The following is a 16,622-nucleotide window of genomic DNA, read 5'->3' as shown; positions in this document are numbered from 1 at the left end:
GGGTTCTGGCGCATATGCGCCTGACAATCGCGGCGCGGGCCGCACAGGATGTGACCCAATAGCGGCACACAGGCGGGATGTATACCGCAATAATGCCGTGTGGGCGTCCGGTGTTCAGGCGGTATGGGCCTGAAAGCCGGGCCTGTGCTGCAGGGCGAGAATAACCGAATAGGCTTGAAGTTTGCTGCCCATCGATGTTATCTGCATCGCGTCGCGGGCGTTGTGTAATGGTAAGACCTTAGCCTTCCAAGCTAAAGACGCGGGTTCGATTCCCGCCGCCCGCTCCATCCTGCCAAATCCGCGATCGGCCTGTGGCCGGTGACTGGTTCAGTCGTTTGCCAGGGAAATCCATATCGACTGTTCATTGCGGGGCATGCCGACAATTGGCCCGGGCGCGGCAATTGGTCCGCGATTGCGGGTATCGCTGTCTTGTTGTGCCGGGCACAAGCCTTTATGTCGGGCGGCGAAACCAGACGGGATCAGTCAATGGCCAGCACGGACAGTCATACCGCCGAGGAGCGTGCGAAATCGCGGCGTATCGGGGCGCTGCGGCAGTTGATGCCCTTCGTGGCGCCCTATCGCGGGTTGGTCACGATGGCGGGTGTTGCGCTGGTATTGACGGCGGGGATATCGCTGGTTTTGCCGCTGGCGGTGCGTCGGGTGGTGGACGGGTTCAGCACCCAGCAGACCGCGTTGCTGGATCAGTATTTCCTTGCCGCACTCGGGATTGCCGGCCTTTTGGCTTTGGGCACGGGGTTGCGTTACTATCTGGTCACGCTTGTGGGCGAGCGGGTCGTGGCGGACATCCGCAAGGCGGTTTTCGCCCGGATGATCGGGATGAGTCCGGCCTTTTTCGAGAACATCATGACGGGCGAGGTGCTGTCGCGTATCACCACCGATACCACGCTGATCCTGTCGGTGATCGGGTCCTCGGTATCGGTCGCTTTGCGCAATGCGCTGATCCTGATTGGTGGCCTGGTTTTGTTGATGATGACATCGGCCAAGCTGACAGGGCTTGTGTTGCTTGTCGTGCCGGTGGTGATCGTGCCGATCATCGTTCTGGGTCGGAGGTTGCGAAATCTAAGCCGTGAAAACCAGGACTGGATCGCCAATTCATCCGGATCGGCATCCGAGGCGTTGTTATCGGTTCAGACGGTGCAGGCGTTTACCTTCGAGGGCCGCAGCAGCGGCCGCTTTGACGATGTGACCGAAAAATCGTTTCGTTCTGCCCGCAAGCGGATTGGAACCCGCGCGATCATGACGATGATCGTGATCACCCTTATCTTTTCGGGTGTTGTCGGGGTGTTGTGGGTGGGGGCGCGCGATGTGCGCGCCGACATGATGAGCATCGGCGAGCTTGTGCAATTCGTGATCTATTCGGTGATGGTCGCCGGTGCCGTGGGCGCGCTGTCGGAAATCTGGGGCGAGTTGCAACGCGCCGCCGGCGCGACCGAGCGCCTTGTTGAACTCATTCATGCCCGGGACAGTGTCAATGACCCCGACCGGCCCCGCTTGCTGCCTGGCCCGGTGAAGGGCGCGATCAGCTTTGACAATGTGACCTTCCGCTATCCGTCCCGACCGAATACCGCCGCGTTGGAGGGCATCAATCTGACCGTGCAGCCGGGGGAAACCGTGGCGCTGGTCGGTCCGTCGGGGGCCGGGAAATCAACGATCGTTCAATTGATGCTGCGGTTCTATGATCCGACCGAAGGGCAGGTCACGCTGGACGGTGTGCCGCTGACAGAAATGGCGCGCAGCGATTTCCGCCGTCATATCGCGCTGGTGCCGCAAGACCCGGTGATCTTTGCCGATACCGCCCGCGAAAACATCCGCCTGGGGCGCCCCGACGCCACCGATGCCGAGGTCGAGGCCGCCGCCCGTGCCGCCGCCGCGCATGACTTTCTGGTGCGTTTGCCTGATGGCTATGACAGCCAGGTGGGCGAACGGGGGGTCATGCTGTCGGGCGGTCAGAAACAACGCATCGCGATCGCCCGCGCCATTCTGCGCGACGCGCCGGTTCTGCTGCTGGACGAGGCCACATCGGCGCTGGATGCGGAATCGGAACGTCTGGTGCAAAAGGCCGTCGATCTGATGGCCGCTGATCGCACCACTATCATTGTGGCGCATCGTCTGGCGACGGTGAAAAAGGCCGACCGGATCATCGTGTTCGATGAGGGCAGGATCATCGCGGAGGGCACACATGAGGCGCTTGTGGCCGAGGGTGGTCTTTATGCACGTCTGGCGCGCCTGCAATTTACCGCGGGTGCGACGGAAGCAGCCTGAATTCCCCCTTACCGGTGGCCGCATTGCTGTTACGGTCTTCCTGCAATGTCATTTACAGGAGAGTAAGATGGGCCTTTGGAATTTCGTGAAAAGCGCCGGCAAGAAGCTGACTGGTCGCGCCGAGGCGGCCGAAGCCCCCGCGCAAGACGCGCTGCAAAAGGAAATCAGCGATCTGGGGCTGGATGCCAGCGGGCTGGATATCACCGTGGATGGCGATACGGTCAAGGTCAGCGGCAAGGCGGTCAGTCAGGAAATGAAGGAAAAGGTTATTCTGGCCGTCGGCAATGTGGAAGGCGTGGCCGCCGTCGCGGATGAGGCCGGTGGTGCCGATCCGGTTTTTCATACGGTCGTCAAGGGCGACACCTTGTGGAAGATCGCCGAAAAGACATTGGGCAAGGGTGGCCGCTATCCCGAGATTTTCGAGGCCAACAAACCCATGCTCAGCCATCCCGACAAGATTTACCCCGGCCAGGTCCTGCGCATCCCTCAGGCTTAGGGTATGAAAATACCGACATTCCAGAGGTGTGCAAACGCCTCTGGACCGATCTTACGTCACGTCGCGGATACCATGCCCGCTTGCGAAAAGCCGATTCCCACCCCAATTTCATATAAAGCCTTCATGGGCTTTGGGAGGAGGAAGCCATGGAACATTATTCATCGCGCGCTGATCGTGACGCGGTCGAAGCTGAATGCAGCTGGGCCGAACGCGGGTTGCCCAACAGCATCTATCAGGTGCTTGAACGGACACGCAAAGCCAATGGTCCGCGAAATGCCATCACCTTTCAGCTTGAATCCGGTCCGAAGGATCGCGCCGAAACGCTGCATTGGGATGATTTCCATGCCGAAGTGACACGCGCGGCCAACCTGTTTCGAAGCCTTGGCATCGGGCAGGGAGATGTCATCGCCTGTGTTCTGCCCAATTGCAACGAAATGGCCGTGGCGCTGATTGCCGGGGCGACTGCGGGGATCGTGAACCCGATCAACCCGTTGCTGGACGCCGAACAGATTGGTGCGATCCTGCATGAAACCAAGGCGCGGGCGGTTGTTACGCTGAGGGCTTTTCCGCAAACGGATGTCGCGCAGAAAGTTGCGGCGGCCCTGGCCTGGGCACCGGATGTCAAAACAGTGCTGGAGGTTGACCTTCTGCACTATCTCGATGCGCCCAAGCGGTGGATCGTGCCGTTTGTTCGCCCTTCCAACCGGATTGCCCACTCGGCGCGGGTGCTGGACATGCGGGCCGAAATGGCCCGACAGCCGGCCGATGCTCTGACCTTTGCCGAAACCGGCAAGGACCGCGTGGCGGCGATGTTCCATACGGGTGGCACCACTGGCATGCCCAAGGTGGCACAGCACAAGATGTCCGGCATGGTCTATAACGGCTGGCTGGGCGACGAGCTGTTATTCGTGCCCGGGGATACGCTGATCTGCCCGTTGCCGTTGTTTCACGTCTTCGCCGCCTATCCTGTGCTGATGTCGGTCATCAGTTCTGGCGCGCATGTGGTGTTTCCGACCCCGCAGGGCTATCGTGGCAAGGGAGTTTTCGACAATTTCTGGAAACTGGTCGAACGCTGGCGCGGAACCTTTGTCATCATCGTGCCCACAGCGGTTGCCGCGCTGATGCAGCGCCCGGTCAATGCCGATATTTCTTCCCTGCGGATGGCATTGTCGGGCTCGTCGCCCCTGCCCATCGAGTTGATAAACCGCTTTCGACAAGCAACCGGGCTGGATATCTGCGAAGGTTACGGCCTGACCGAAGCCACCTGCCTGGTGTCGATCAATCCGCCAGACGGGATCAAGAAACACGGATCGGTCGGCTTGCCTTTTCCCTATACCGATGTCCGCATCCTGCATCTGGCCAAGGATGGCAGTATCGACCGAACCTGCGAAGTGGATGAGATAGGCGAGATTTGCGTGTCGAGCCCCGGGGTTTTCGAAGGATCAACCTATACGGAAGAAGCCAAGAACCTGGGACTTTATGCCGAGGGCCGCTATTTGCGGACGGGCGATCTGGGGCGGCTGGATGCAGACGGATATCTGTTCATCACCGGCCGCGCCAAGGATCTGATCATTCGTGGCGGCCATAACATCGACCCTGCCGGGATCGAAGAGGCTTTGCTGGAACATCCGGCGGTGGCCTTCGCGGCCGCAATCGGTCAGCCAGACGGTTTTGCCGGTGAACTGCCCTGCGCCTATGTCGAACTGGTGGCCGGGGCGCAGGTGGATGCACAGGAATTGATCGACTTTGCCGCCAAGCATGTGCATGAACGGGCCGCCATTCCAAAGCATGTCGAAATTCTGGACGAATTGCCCAAAACTGCCGTTGGAAAGGTGTTCAAGCCCGATCTGCGCAAACTTGCCATTCGAAGGGTCTATGATGAAGTTCTTGCCGAAGCCGGGCTGAACGCACATGTGGCGCAGGTCGTCGAAGATCGCAAGCGCGGGCTGGTGGCGCAGATCGCCATAGAATCATCATCGGACGAGGCACGCATGAGCGAGGTTCTGGGCGCTTTCACGATCCCTTGGCAAACGGTTTCGCCCGTGCGGGGATAGCTGCGCGAAACATCTCAGGGTAGAAAGCCGACATTTGGGACAACTTACTAACAGTTTTCTCAAACGACCATATCACAGCTTCAATTGCGCCACAGCGTGGCCCCATTTCCCGCCGAAAGTCATCATGACGAAGGAAAAATAACCTTCGCGCCAAGACATAATCGAAGGGGAATTCGACATGGTTATCGGCTTTTTGATCCTGGGGGTTTATGTTGGTGCCGCATCTGCCGTTGCGACGCTTATTGCCGGAGGAAGCCTGATGGCTGCCTTCACGGCCTATATGAAGTTTGGCATTCTCGGCACTGTTCTGACAATTGCGGGATATTGCGCCATTGTCGGGCTGCAAAGCCTGCGCAGCACAATGGCGCGGCGGGCACGTGACCTTTCGCTTGAAAGCCACGGCTGAGCCATTCGCCTATTCCGAGAACGTGAATGTATAGCGGCCCAGATCGTCGCGATTGACCGAATAGGTCAGAACCTGTTGAACGCGGTTTTCGCGATCAAAGGTCAGCACCTTTGGTTTGATCTCGGTGATCTGGGATTCGTCAAGATAGACCGAATTGCAAATGATGACCTGATCACCGGGTTGGCAGGTGCGGGCGGCAGCGCCGTTCAGCACACAGCAACCTGAACCACGTTCACCCAAGATCACATAGGTGGTAATCCGTGCTCCGGAATTCTTGTTCCAGATCTCGACGAATTCCATCGGCAGAATGCCCGCCTGTTCGCAGTGGTCGGGGTCCAGCGTGATCGAGCCGTGATAATTGATATTGGCGTCAGTCACATAGATGCCGTGCAGCTTTCCAGCAACGATCTTGCGCATCTTAACTCCTTTCGCGGCCATATGCCGCCACATTGAAGATCTGGTTCGGGCCTGCCTTAGAAATCCAGCCCAAGGTCCAGCGTTCTGGCCGAATGGGTCAGGGCGCCGGTCGATATGTAATCGACGCCGGTCGAGGCGACCTCGGCAATCCGGTCAAGTTTCATATTGCCCGATGCTTCGGTCAGCACCTTGCCGTGGCACAGGCCGACGGCGCGTTTCAACGTGGGCGTATCCATATTGTCCAGCAGCACGATGTCGGCGCCGCCGGTTTCCAGAACCTGTTCCAACTGGTCCAGACGGTCGACCTCGATCTCGACCCGGACCATATGCGATGCGGCGGCTTTCGCGGCGGTCAGCACCGCATGAACCCCGCCTGCGGCCGCGATGTGATTGTCCTTGATCAGGATCGCATCCGACAGACCAAAACGGTGGTTGAAGCCGCCCCCATGCAGAACCGCCTGCTTTTCAACAATGCGCAGGCCGGGTGTTGTCTTGCGGGTGCAGGTGATGCGGGTGGTCGTGCCTGCCGCCTGTTCGACAAAGGCCGCGGTCAGGGTGGCGATCCCCGACATGCGCCCGGCAAAATTCAACGCCACCCGTTCAGCGGCCAGGATCGAGGCGGCGCTGCCGTCGATTTCCATCAGCAGATCGCCAGCGCGGCAGGGGGTGCCGTCGGGTATGTGCTGGGTTATCCGCAGTTCCGGATCGACCAGATGAAAGGCGATCCGGGCGATCTGCATGCCTGATACAATGCCGTCTTCGCGGGCGTTCAGGCGCGCGGCATAGCGGGCATCGCGGGGCATGACGGCCCGCGTGGTGATGTCGCCATAGCTGCCCAGGTCTTCCAGCAATGCGTGGCGCACCATCGGTTCCAGTATCAGATCGGGCAGGGCAGCGGGATCGATTGTCATAGCGCTTCCTTTTCAATGCGCGCCTTGTCGCGAATTTCGGTGCGCAACGCAACGGCCTGCTCCAGCGTCATGCGGCTGCGCCGGGCCTGGGCGGGGTCGGATGCGGGATAGTCTTCGCGGAAATGGGCCCCACGGGATTCCCGGCGCTGCAAAGCCGAGGCGGCGATAAGTGTCGCCGTGGCGGTCATGTTCAGGAAATTGGGGCAATCGTGTTGGGCGGCTTCCAGATCGGCGATCACCGCCAGGGCCTGACGCAGCCCCATATCGGTGCGCACAACGCCCACATGGCGCGTCATCGTCTCGCGCAGGGTGGTGACCGCCTGTTCGTCAACCGGTTTCCCGGCGCCGGGAAATTCAACCTGAACCGGGGCGGCTGGAACGCCCTTGTGCCCCAGCTGATCTGCGATGCTTTGGGCGCAGGCGCGGGCAAAGACCAGCGCCTCCAGCAATCCGTTCGACGCCAGCCGGTTGGCGCCGTGCAGGCCGGTGGCGCTGGTTTCGCCGCAGGCCCAAAGATTGCCCAGGCTGGTGCGGCCCTGCGCATCGGTCTGCACACCGCCCATATGGAAATGGGCCGCCGCGGCGACAGGAATCGGCGATTGCACCGGGTCGATGCCCGCGCGCAGGCAGGCGGCGGCGACGGCGGGAAAATGGGTAAGGATCGCGGGGCCGATGGCCGTGCGGGTATCCAGCATCGGGTGCAGCCCGGCCTGGGTCTGCGCGAAAATGGCGCGGGCTGTGATATCACGCGGGGCCAGTTCGGCATCGGGATGAACCGCCAGCATGAACCGTTCGCCGCGATTGTTGATCAGGATGGCGCCGTCGCCACGCAGGGCCTCGGTTGCCAAGGGGGCGGGGTCTTCGCCGCTGGCGATGGCGGTGGGGTGAAACTGGACAAATTCGGCATCCGCCACGACGGCCCCGGCACGCGCGGCCATGCCCAGAACCTGGCCACGGATGCGCGCGGGGTTGGTGGTCAGCGCATAAAGCCCGCCTGACCCGCCGCCCGCCAGCAGATAGGCCGCCCCCGAGACCAGCACCGGTTGCGATCCGCCGGGGGTACTGCGTTCAATGCGCACCCCGGTTACCTGTCCACCCACGGTCCGCAGGCCGGTTGCGGCCACACCTTCCAGAACCTGAACCGATGGCGCGGCGCGCACCCGGTCGATCAGGGTGCGCATGATGCCAGCGCCAGATTGATCGCCGCCGATCCGCACAACACGCGCGGTGCTGTGGGCGGCTTCACGCGACAGGATGTAAGCGCCGGTATCGTCGCGATCAAACGGGGTGCCCAGCCGGGTCAGATCCAGCACGTGATGGCGGGCCGCATCCGTCACCTGTGTGGCGACCGCCGGGTCGGAAATTCCGGCCCCCGCGCGCAGGGTATCGGCGGCATGTCGGGCCGGGGAATCGGCGCGGTCCATCGCGGCAGCCACACCGCCCTGCGCCCAGGCCGAACTTGCGCCCTTGCCCAGTGGTTCGGGTGAGATCAGCAAAACCGGATAGGGGGCAAGCTGCAGCGCGGCATACAGCGCGCCCAGCCCGGCCCCCACCACAATCACCCGATCGGTTGTGATCTGTTGCACGGTGGCGCCCTAGATACCCAGTTCGCGTGACAGATCAATCATGCGCTGCACCGAAAGGCGGGCGCGATCGGCCAGTTCCGGCGCGACCTCGAGCTGTTCGGACATGCTGTGCAGCGACCACAGGATTTTTTCCAGCGTGATCTTTTTCATATAGGGGCACATGTTGCAGGGCTTGGCAAAATCGACCTCGGGCAGGGAATCCGCAATATTCGACGCCATCGAACATTCGGTCACCAGCATTGCCTTGGCGGGTTTGTTGCGCCGCACCCAGTCGATGATGCCGCTGGTCGATCCGGTGAAATCGGCCTCGGCCACCACGGCGGGGGTGCATTCGGGATGGGCGATGATCTTCAGATCGGGGTCGCTGGCGCGATAGTCGCGCAAATCTTCGGGGGTATAAAGTTCATGCACGATGCAGGACCCGGCCCAGAAGACGATCTTCTTTTTCGATTTCGCGGCCACGTTCTGGGCCAGAAACTGATCGGGCGTCATGATGACGGTGTCGCCCTCCATCGCATCGACGATCTGAACCGCGTTGGACGAGGTGCAGCAGATATCGGATGCGGCTTTGACCTCGGCGGTGGTGTTCACATAGGACACGACCGGCGCGCCGGGGTATTGGGCGCGCATCTGCGCCACGCCTTCGGCGGTGATGCTTTCGGCCAGTGAACAGCCCGCCGCCATGTCGGGGATCAGGACGGTTTTGCCGGGGTTCAGGATCTTGGATGTTTCGGCCATGAAATGTACGCCGCATTGCACGATCACATCCTGTTCGACCTCGGTCGCCTTGATTGCCAGTTGCAGGCTGTCGCCCACGAAATCGGCCACCCCGTGATAGATTTCCGGCGTCATGTAATTATGGGCCAGGATGACTGCGTTGCGTTCTTTTTTCAGCGCGTTGATCGCAACGACATAGGGCGCGAAAATCGCCCAGTCAGGCGGAGAGACCACACGGGCCATACGCTGGTAGATGTCGTTCGTGGCCTCGGCCAGTTCGATCGAGGGCTGCAGATCATACTGTTCGGCAAGCGTCTGGCGCATTGGTGTCAAGTCGAGCAATGGGACCGTTCCTTTGGGAAGACAAACATCGGCATACGGTTAAGACCGGCCGGAACCGCAAACATCTGGCGCGGGGTTGGCACTGTTGCGCCGCAGCGATATAAGCCCGCTGACCCGAGGTCAAGCTGGGGATGGAATTGAGCGCCACAAACACGACAAAACGCCTGACGCCGCAGGATTTCCGCGCGCGCAAGGGCGCAACTCCTCTGGTTTGCCTGACGGCCTATACCACGCCGGTGGCGCGGCTGGTCGATCGCGACTGTGATCTGGTTCTGGTGGGCGACAGTGTGGGGATGGTCTTGCATGGTCTGCCCTCGACGCTGGGCGTCACGATGGAGATGATGATCCTGCATGGTCAGGCAGTCGCCCGCGGGTTGGAGCATGCCTTCATGGTGGTAGACATGCCTTTTGGGTCATATGAACAAGGGCCCGCGCAGGCCTTCGCCAATGCGGCCCGCCTGATGGCCGAAACCGGCGCCGGGGCCGTCAAGCTGGAAGGGGGGGCCACGATGGAGCCCACGATCCGCTTTCTGGTCGATCGCGGTATTCCGGTGATGGCGCATATCGGGCTGACGCCGCAGGCGGTGAACGTGCTGGGCGGCTACAAGGTGCAGGGGCGGGGGGCCGATGCAACCCGTATCATGGACGATGCCGATGCCGTTGCACGCGCCGGGGCCTTCGCCGTGGTCCTGGAAAAGGTTCCTGCACAACTGGCCGATGATATCACCGCGCGTCTGGCCATCCCGACCATCGGCATCGGGGCTTCGGCGGGGTGTGACGGGCAGATACTTGTCGTGGATGACATGTTGGGGCAATTCACCGATTTTCGCCCCAAATTCGTGAAACGCTATGCCGAACTGGGGGCCGATGCGGCCAGCGCAATCCAGACCTATGCGCAAGAGGTCCGCGCCCGCGCCTTTCCTGACGACTCGCATGTCTTTTCCGACAAACCCGCAGGCACGAAATGAAGATCATCAGAACCGTCGCGCAGTTGCGTGACATTACAGGTGACTGGCGCGCCAGCGGTGCGCGTGTTGCCGTGGTGCCCACCATGGGGGCGCTGCATGATGGACATCTGAGCCTGGTACAGGCGGCGCGGCAGGGTGCCGACCGGGTGATCGTCACCCTGTTCGTGAACCCGCGCCAGTTCAACAATCCGGACGATCTGGCCAAATACCCCAGAACCGAAGAGTCCGACGCCCGTATCCTGCGCCCGCTGGGGGTGGATGCATTGTATATTCCCGCGCCCGAGGAAATGTATCCAACCGGGTTCGACACCACCGTTTCTGTGCGCGGCGTATCGGACGGGCTGTGCGGTGCCCATCGGCCCGGCCATTTCGATGGCGTCGCAACCGTGGTGGCCAAGCTGTTCCTGCAGACGGGCGCCGATCGCGGCTATTTCGGTGAAAAGGATTTCCAGCAGCTTCAGGTGGTGCGCCGGATGGCGCAGGATCTGAATTTGCCGGTTCAGGTTCTGGGCTGTGCAACGGTGCGCGAAGCCGACGGCCTGGCCATGTCGTCGCGCAATACCAGGCTGGATGCGCAGGCGCGCGCGATTGCGCCTGCGCTGTATCAGGCGCTGGAGCGCGCCGCCTTCGCCATTCGCGGAGGGCAAGGGGTGGCCGCGGTGATCGAAGCCGCCCGTGCCGGGATTCTGGCCGCCGGGTTCGAGCAGGTCGAATATCTGGAACTGCGCAGTGAAAACGGGTTGCGTCCGATGACCGTTATTGATGAACCGGCGCGCTTGCTGGTGGCCGCATGGCTGGGCGGGGTGCGCCTGATCGACAATATCAGCGTCTGATTTTCCTGGCGCTACCCGTGCCGGGGCATCACGTGCCGCTGGAATTTGATCTGGCAGGGGAGATGGTGCTGTGAGAGAGGATTGAACTCTCGACCTCACCCTTACCAAGGGTGTGCTCTACCACTGAGCTACCACAGCATCGTGGGCGGCTGATTAGACTCAAACCGCCGGTGGTGCAAGGGCTATCTGGACGGTTTCGGGCTGCTGCGCTACACAGGCCGCATGGACAAAAAACCCCGCAAATCGAAAGAGCCGAAATCGCCCGACAGCCGTGAGGAACGGTTGAAACAGGCGTTGAAGGCCAATCTTGCCCGGCGCAAGGCGCAGTTGCGTCAGCGCAAGGCAGGTGGCGACGGGGAATAGGGGCAAAGCAGATGGATTCGATTGTCATCAGGGGGGGCGCGGCCCTGAACGGGGAAATCCCGATCGCCGGCGCCAAGAACGCCTGTCTGACGCTGATGCCGGCCACGCTGTTGTCGGACGAGCCGCTGACGCTGACCAATGCACCGCGTCTGTCGGATATCCGCACGATGACCACGCTGCTGCAATCGCTGGGGGCCGAGGTGTCGGCGCTGCAATCGGGGCAGGTGCTGGCGCTGTCCAGCCACGATCTGACCAGCCACACGGCGGATTATGACATCGTGCGAAAGATGCGTGCCTCGATTCTGGTGCTGGGGCCTATGCTGGCGCGGGACGGTCATGCAGTTGTGTCGCTGCCGGGCGGGTGCGCCATCGGTGCGCGTCCGGTCGATCTGCACCTGAAGGGGTTGCAGGCACTGGGGGCGGATCTGGACCTGCGCGATGGCTATATCCATGCCAAGGTGCCCGGCGGGCTGAAGGGGGCCGTGTTCGAATTTCCGTTCGTGTCGGTGGGGGCTACCGAAAACCTGCTGATGGCCGCGACATTGGCCAAGGGCACGACCGTTTTGAAAAATGCCGCGCGTGAACCTGAAATCGTCGATCTGGCACAATGCCTGCGCAAGATGGGCGCGCAGATTGACGGCGAAGGCACCCCCACGATCACGATTCAGGGCGTGGACCGTCTGCACGGGGCCACCCATGCCGTTGTGACCGACCGGATCGAACTGGGCACCTATATGCTGGCCCCGGTCATTACCGGCGGCACGGTCGAATGTCTGGGGGGGCGGCTGGATCTGGTCGCGGCCTTTGCGGAAAAGCTGGATGCGGCGGGTGTGAGTGTCGAGCAAACCCCGCGCGGGCTGAAGGTCAGCCGCCGCAATGGGCGCGTGAACGCGGTGGATGTAATCACCGAGCCGTTCCCCGGTTTTCCGACCGATCTGCAGGCACAGATGATGGCGCTGCTGTGCACCGCCGAAGGCACCAGCGTGCTGGAAGAAAAGATCTTCGAAAACCGGTTCATGCATGCGCCCGAACTGATCCGCATGGGCGCAAAGATCGATGTGCATGGCGGACATGCCACCGTGACGGGTGTTGACCGTTTGAAAGGCGCGCCTGTCATGGCCACCGATCTGCGGGCATCGGTATCGCTGATACTGGCCGGGCTGGCAGCCGAGGGCGAAACCGTGGTCAGCCGGGTGTATCACCTGGATCGCGGCTATGAACGGGTTGAGGAAAAACTGGGTGCCTGCGGTGCCCAAATCGAACGGATAACTGGCCAATGACCGAAGATGCGCGTTTCGAGGATGCCGATGAGGCCCCGCTTTGCCTGAAGGCCGATGATGCCGAGGGGTTGCAGATTGTTTCTGCGCTGGTGCAGGATTCCGTGTTTCCGGCTTCTGAAATGACCTTTCAAAGGGGCGCGCGCCGATTCGCGTTGTTGTTGAACCGTTTTCGCTGGGAGGACCGGCAGACCGCCCAGGCGCGGGGGCGGCCATTTGAACGGGTGCGTGCGGTATTGGCCTTCGACGATGTGCTGCATGTGGCCACACAAGGTATCACACGCGATGCCGATACGATTCTGTCGCTGTTGTCTGTAGGGTTCGAGCCGGGTGAGGACGGAACCGGCCGCGTGGTTCTGACGCTGGCGGGCGACGGGGCCATCGCGCTGGATGTGGATTGCCTGGATGTGACGCTGAAAGATGTCACGCGGCCCTATATCGCGCCGTCCCGGAAGGCTCCCGATCACCCCTGATCCTGATCAAAGCAGGCTTGAGGCATCACGGTCTTGGGGCTATGTCCGGTCGGGAAGGAGTTTGTCATGCCGCAGTTTCTGAGCATATCCGATACCGATTTCGAGGCCCGTTTCGGCGCGCTTTTGTCGGCCAAGCGTGAAGATGCGCCGGATGTGGACGACACCGTGGCGGCGATCATCGCGGATGTGCGCGCGCGCGGTGATGCGGCTGTGCTCGAACTGACCGCGAAGTTTGACAAGCTGACGCTGACCCCGGAAACACTGGCCTTTTCGGCGGCTCAAATGGATGCTGAATGCGACAGGGTGTCAGCCGCTGATCGCGCCGCGCTGGAGCTGGCGGCAGATCGCATCCGCGCCTATCACGTGCGCCAGATGCCCGGCGACCAAAGCTGGACAGACCCTGACGGCGCCACGCTGGGCTGGCGCTGGACGCCGGTTTCGGCGGCGGGGCTGTATGTGCCGGGCGGGCTGGCATCCTATCCGTCATCGGTGCTGATGAACGCAATCCCGGCGCAGGTGGCTGGTGTCGCGCGGCTGGTGATCTGTGCGCCCACGCCGGGCGGGGTGGTGAACCCGCTGGTGCTGTATGCCGCGCGGCTGGCGGGTGTTGAAACGGTATACCGGATCGGCGGTGCGCAGGCGATTGCTGCGCTGGCCTATGGCACCGCGACCATCGCACCGGTCGACAAGATCACCGGGCCGGGCAATGCCTTTGTCGCGGCGGCCAAGCGGCGGGTGTTTGGCAAGGTCGGCATCGACATGATCGCCGGGCCGTCCGAAATTCTGGTAATCGCGGATGCCGATAACGACCCGGACTGGATCGCCCTGGATCTGCTGTCACAGGCGGAACATGACGAAAGCGCGCAGTCAATCCTGATCACCGATGATGCCGGTTTCGGGCAGGCGGTGGCGATGGCGGTAGAGCGGCGGCTGAAAACGCTGGAACGCCGGGCCATCGCCGGGGCCAGCTGGCGCGACAACGGCGCAGTAATCGTTGTTGAAACGCTGGATCAGGCGGCGGCGTTGTCGGACCGCATCGCGCCTGAACATCTGGAACTTTGCGTGGCCGACCCCGAGATGCTGGCGACCAAAATTACCCATGCCGGGGCAATCTTTCTGGGCCAGTGGACGCCCGAGGCGATTGGCGATTATGTCGGCGGGCCGAACCATGTGCTGCCCACCGCCCGATCGGCGCGGTTTTCATCGGGCCTGTCGGTGATGGATTTCTTGAAACGCACGACGCTGGCGCGGATGACGCCGCAGGCATTGCGTGCAATCGGTCCGGCGGCCGAACGGCTGGCGATATCGGAAAGTTTGCAAGCCCACGGCCTGTCGGTGCGCGCCCGGCTGGACCGTCTCAATGACAGGGGCGGGGAATGACCGGGGAAACGGCGCTGACCGGCGCTGGGCACGAAGTGCCGCACAGGGTATTCTTTGAAAGGGGCCTTACATGAGCCGCCTGACCCGCATAGAAATTGACGATACCGGCCTTCCGGCACCCACGCCCGAGATCGAACAGGAACGTCGGGTGGCGATCTTCGATCTGCTGGAAGATAATTCCTTTGCCCTGCCGGCCCGCGACGGACGAGCGGTGCCAGAGGGGCCGTATCATTTGTTCCTGTCCGTCCGCGACAAGCGGCTGGTGTTCGATGTCAAGGCCGAGGACGGCAGCGATCTGGCCGAGTTCCACCTGTCGCGCGGGCCGTTCCGGCAGGTGGTCAAAGACTACACCATGATCTGCGAAAGCTATTTCGACGCGGTCAAGAAGCTGCCCCCCGCAAGGATCGAGGCGATCGACATGGCCCGGCGCGGTATCCACAACGAAGGCGCGCGTGTTGTCCAAGAGCGTCTGGAGGGCAAGGCCGAGCTGGATATAGACACAGCGCGGCGGCTGTTCACCCTGATCTGCGTTCTCAATCTGGATGGGTGACGCAGTGGACAAGGCCTTGCCTTCCTCGGTGCTTTTTTGCTGCGATCACAACGCTGTCCGATCACCCATGGCCGAGGCGCTTGCCAAGCAGATGTATGGGCAGCGTTTTTTTGTTCAATCTGTGGGGGTGCGCAACGATTTGGAAACCGACGGCTTTGCCATTGCCGTCTGCGCCGAGATCGGTGTGCCGCTGGAGCGCCATCAGGCGCGGTCATTCGATGAGATGGAAGAATGGGGCGACGATCTGTCGGGCTTTGATCTTGTGGTGGCGCTGTCGCCCGCCAGCCAGCGCCGCGCGCTGGAGCTGACGCGCTATTTCCATCTGGATGTCGAATACTGGCCGATCATGGACCCCACCGGAATCGGAGAAACTCGCGACGACAAACTGGCGGCCTATCGCCAGACCCGGGACCAGATCCGCCGACATCTGGTTGCCCGCTTTGGCCCCCCTCAGGCAGGTGCGGTATCGGCCTGAAAGGCCATATCGGGCCGGTCGAGGCCGATTGACCCTTGAAAACCCCCCGCATCGGGCGCATTTAAGGCCACGCTCGCATCTTGGCGGGCAAAACAATGCTGGAGTGACCATGGCCAAGGAAGAACTGCTCGAATTTCCCGGTGTCGTCAAGGAACTCCTGCCGAACGCGACATTCCGGGTCGAGCTTGAAAACGGCCATGAGATCATCGCACATACGGCAGGAAAAATGCGCAAGAACCGGATCCGGGTTCTGGCGGGCGACAAGGTTCAGGTGGAAATGACCCCCTATGACCTGACCAAGGGGCGGATCAATTACCGCTTCAAGTGATCTGCCGATGCGGCTGATCCTGGGGTCTGCCAGCCCGCGCAGGGCTGAGCTGCTGGCGCAGTTGGGCGTGGTGCCCGATGCCATATGCGCCCCTGAAATTGACGAAACACCGCATCGGGGCGAATTGCCACGCCCGTATTGCACACGCATGGCGGTGGAAAAGCTGCGTGCCGTGTCTGCGGCAGACGACGATCTTGTGTTATGCGCCGATACCACCGTTGCGCTGGGGCGGCGTATTTTGGGCAAGCCCGAAGATGCCGGGCAGGCCGCAGAATTCCTGCTGGCGCTGGGCGGGCGACGGCATAATGTGATCACGGCTGTCGCGTTGCGCCTGGGCGGGCGGATCTGGCGGCGCGATGTGGTGACGGCGGTGAAATTCAAGCGCCTGTCCGATGATGAATTGAACGCTTATCTGATGTCGGGTGAATGGCATGGCAAGGCGGGCGGCTATGGTATTCAGGGCCGCGCCGGGGCTTTTGTGCCCTGGATCAGCGGATCGTTCTCTGCGGTGGTCGGCTTGCCGCTGGCGGAAACCGCGCTGCTGTTGGCCGCTGCCGGGTATCCGCTCTATAAGGATTTGTCATGAAGGGGCGTATCGTCATTCTGGACCATCTTGCGGATCGTGCCGCCGCCGCGCTGATGGTGGACGGCCGTTTGCAGGATCTGCTGATCGACCCGCCGACAGGCATCATCGGGCCGGGCGCCATTTTCCGGGCGGTGGTCGATCGCCAGGTCAAGGGGCAGGGCGGTGTCTTTCTGAAAC

The 16,622-nt window shown here is 61.9% G+C and carries 18 protein-coding genes, 2 tRNA genes and 1 pseudogene; 16 read left to right on the top strand and 5 right to left on the bottom strand.

Translation table 11 applies throughout. The features are described from left to right. Nucleotides 1-213 precede the first annotated feature (213 nt). The 5 genes from ACTCHC_RS07480 (at nt 214) to ACTCHC_RS07460 (ending at nt 5,239) form a co-directional block, all read left to right on the top strand. A tRNA-Gly gene (locus tag ACTCHC_RS07480) sits at nt 214-287 on the top strand. 199 nt (nt 288-486) lie between these two features. After that, nucleotides 487-2,283 carry an ABC transporter transmembrane domain-containing protein gene (locus ACTCHC_RS07475; protein ID WP_463021859.1) on the top strand — a complete coding sequence of 599 codons (1,797 nt, stop codon included), beginning with the start codon at nt 487-489 and terminating at the stop codon, nt 2,281-2,283. Nucleotides 2,284-2,350: 67 nt separating this feature from the next. After that, nucleotides 2,351-2,779 carry a peptidoglycan-binding protein LysM gene (gene lysM, locus ACTCHC_RS07470; protein WP_463021858.1) on the top strand — a complete coding sequence of 143 codons (429 nt, stop codon included), beginning with the start codon at nt 2,351-2,353 and terminating at the stop codon, nt 2,777-2,779. 146 nt (nt 2,780-2,925) lie between these two features. Then, nucleotides 2,926-4,833, top strand: coding sequence for an acyl-CoA synthetase (locus ACTCHC_RS07465; protein WP_463021857.1), 1,908 nt, complete (start codon nt 2,926-2,928; stop codon nt 4,831-4,833). 178 nt (nt 4,834-5,011) lie between these two features. Further along, the gene (locus tag ACTCHC_RS07460) at nt 5,012-5,239 is read left to right on the top strand and encodes a hypothetical protein (RefSeq protein WP_463021856.1); all 228 of its coding nucleotides are present in this window, start codon (nt 5,012-5,014) and stop codon (nt 5,237-5,239) included. A 9-nt stretch (nt 5,240-5,248) separates the two neighbouring features. Here the strand turns inward: ACTCHC_RS07460 and panD are convergent, their stop codons facing one another. Genes panD through nadA form a run of 4 tightly spaced genes read right to left on the bottom strand, consistent with a single transcriptional unit; the run spans nt 5,249 to nt 9,212 of the window. Continuing rightward, a complete protein-coding gene (gene panD / locus ACTCHC_RS07455; protein ID WP_463021855.1) occupies nt 5,249-5,656 on the bottom strand; it encodes an aspartate 1-decarboxylase in 408 nt (135 codons plus the stop codon). A gap of 56 nt (nt 5,657-5,712) precedes the next feature. Then, nucleotides 5,713-6,567 (bottom strand): carboxylating nicotinate-nucleotide diphosphorylase, encoded by an 855-nt coding sequence (gene nadC, locus ACTCHC_RS07450; protein ID WP_463021854.1) that lies wholly within the window; start codon nt 6,565-6,567, stop codon nt 5,713-5,715. After that, on the bottom strand, nt 6,564-8,153 hold the full coding sequence (locus tag ACTCHC_RS07445; protein ID WP_463021853.1) for an L-aspartate oxidase: 1,590 nt from the start codon (nt 8,151-8,153) through the stop codon (nt 6,564-6,566). The genes nadC and ACTCHC_RS07445 overlap by 4 nt, the downstream gene beginning before the upstream one ends. A gap of 9 nt (nt 8,154-8,162) precedes the next feature. Beyond that, a complete protein-coding gene (gene nadA, locus ACTCHC_RS07440; RefSeq protein ID WP_463021852.1) occupies nt 8,163-9,212 on the bottom strand; it encodes a quinolinate synthase NadA in 1,050 nt (349 codons plus the stop codon). 131 nt (nt 9,213-9,343) lie between these two features. On the opposite strand from nadA, the gene panB reads away from it, so the two are divergent. Both panB and panC read left to right on the top strand, forming a co-directional pair. After that, complete coding sequence (panB, locus tag ACTCHC_RS07435) at nt 9,344-10,180, top strand: 3-methyl-2-oxobutanoate hydroxymethyltransferase (RefSeq protein WP_463021851.1); 837 nt, start codon at nt 9,344-9,346, stop codon at nt 10,178-10,180. Continuing rightward, nucleotides 10,177-11,013, top strand: a complete 837-nt coding sequence (gene panC, locus ACTCHC_RS07430; protein ID WP_463021850.1) for a pantoate--beta-alanine ligase — start codon at nt 10,177-10,179, stop codon at nt 11,011-11,013. The genes panB and panC overlap by 4 nt, the downstream gene beginning before the upstream one ends. Nucleotides 11,014-11,076: 63 nt before the next feature. Here panC and ACTCHC_RS07425 read toward each other — a convergent pair. Further along, nucleotides 11,077-11,151 (bottom strand) — tRNA-Thr (locus tag ACTCHC_RS07425). 84 nt (nt 11,152-11,235) lie between these two features. On the opposite strand from ACTCHC_RS07425, the gene ACTCHC_RS07420 reads away from it, so the two are divergent. From ACTCHC_RS07420 to ACTCHC_RS07380, 9 genes and pseudogenes are all read left to right on the top strand, one after another. After that, nucleotides 11,236-11,376, top strand: coding sequence for a hypothetical protein (locus tag ACTCHC_RS07420; RefSeq protein WP_463021849.1), 141 nt, complete (start codon nt 11,236-11,238; stop codon nt 11,374-11,376). A gap of 11 nt (nt 11,377-11,387) precedes the next feature. After that, nucleotides 11,388-12,656 carry a UDP-N-acetylglucosamine 1-carboxyvinyltransferase gene (gene murA, locus ACTCHC_RS07415; RefSeq protein ID WP_463021848.1) on the top strand — a complete coding sequence of 423 codons (1,269 nt, stop codon included), beginning with the start codon at nt 11,388-11,390 and terminating at the stop codon, nt 12,654-12,656. After that, entirely contained in the window at nt 12,653-13,126 is a 474-nt protein-coding gene (locus tag ACTCHC_RS07410; protein WP_463021847.1) for a DUF2948 family protein, read from the top strand. The genes murA and ACTCHC_RS07410 overlap by 4 nt, the downstream gene beginning before the upstream one ends. Before the next feature lie 66 nt (nt 13,127-13,192). Further along, on the top strand, nt 13,193-14,506 hold the full coding sequence (gene hisD, locus ACTCHC_RS07405; protein ID WP_463021846.1) for a histidinol dehydrogenase: 1,314 nt from the start codon (nt 13,193-13,195) through the stop codon (nt 14,504-14,506). A 70-nt stretch (nt 14,507-14,576) separates the two neighbouring features. Further along, nucleotides 14,577-15,056 (top strand): UPF0262 family protein, encoded by a 480-nt coding sequence (locus tag ACTCHC_RS07400; RefSeq protein ID WP_463021845.1) that lies wholly within the window; start codon nt 14,577-14,579, stop codon nt 15,054-15,056. Beyond that, complete coding sequence (locus ACTCHC_RS07395; protein ID WP_463021844.1) at nt 15,049-15,531, top strand: arsenate-mycothiol transferase ArsC; 483 nt, start codon at nt 15,049-15,051, stop codon at nt 15,529-15,531. The genes ACTCHC_RS07400 and ACTCHC_RS07395 overlap by 8 nt, the downstream gene beginning before the upstream one ends. Nucleotides 15,532-15,640: 109 nt before the next feature. Then, on the top strand, nt 15,641-15,859 hold the full coding sequence (gene infA / locus ACTCHC_RS07390) for a translation initiation factor IF-1 (protein ID WP_007205486.1): 219 nt from the start codon (nt 15,641-15,643) through the stop codon (nt 15,857-15,859). 7 nt (nt 15,860-15,866) lie between these two features. Further along, entirely contained in the window at nt 15,867-16,445 is a 579-nt protein-coding gene (locus ACTCHC_RS07385; RefSeq protein ID WP_463021843.1) for a Maf family protein, read from the top strand. Beyond that, a pseudogene (locus ACTCHC_RS07380) lies at nt 16,442-16,622 on the top strand (ribonuclease E/G); the annotation flags it as partial. The gene ACTCHC_RS07385 and the pseudogene ACTCHC_RS07380, both read left to right, overlap by 4 nt.

It is taken from the genome of Actibacterium sp., from assembly GCF_055134745.1.
This window is presented reverse-complemented; position numbering and strand designations above follow the sequence as displayed.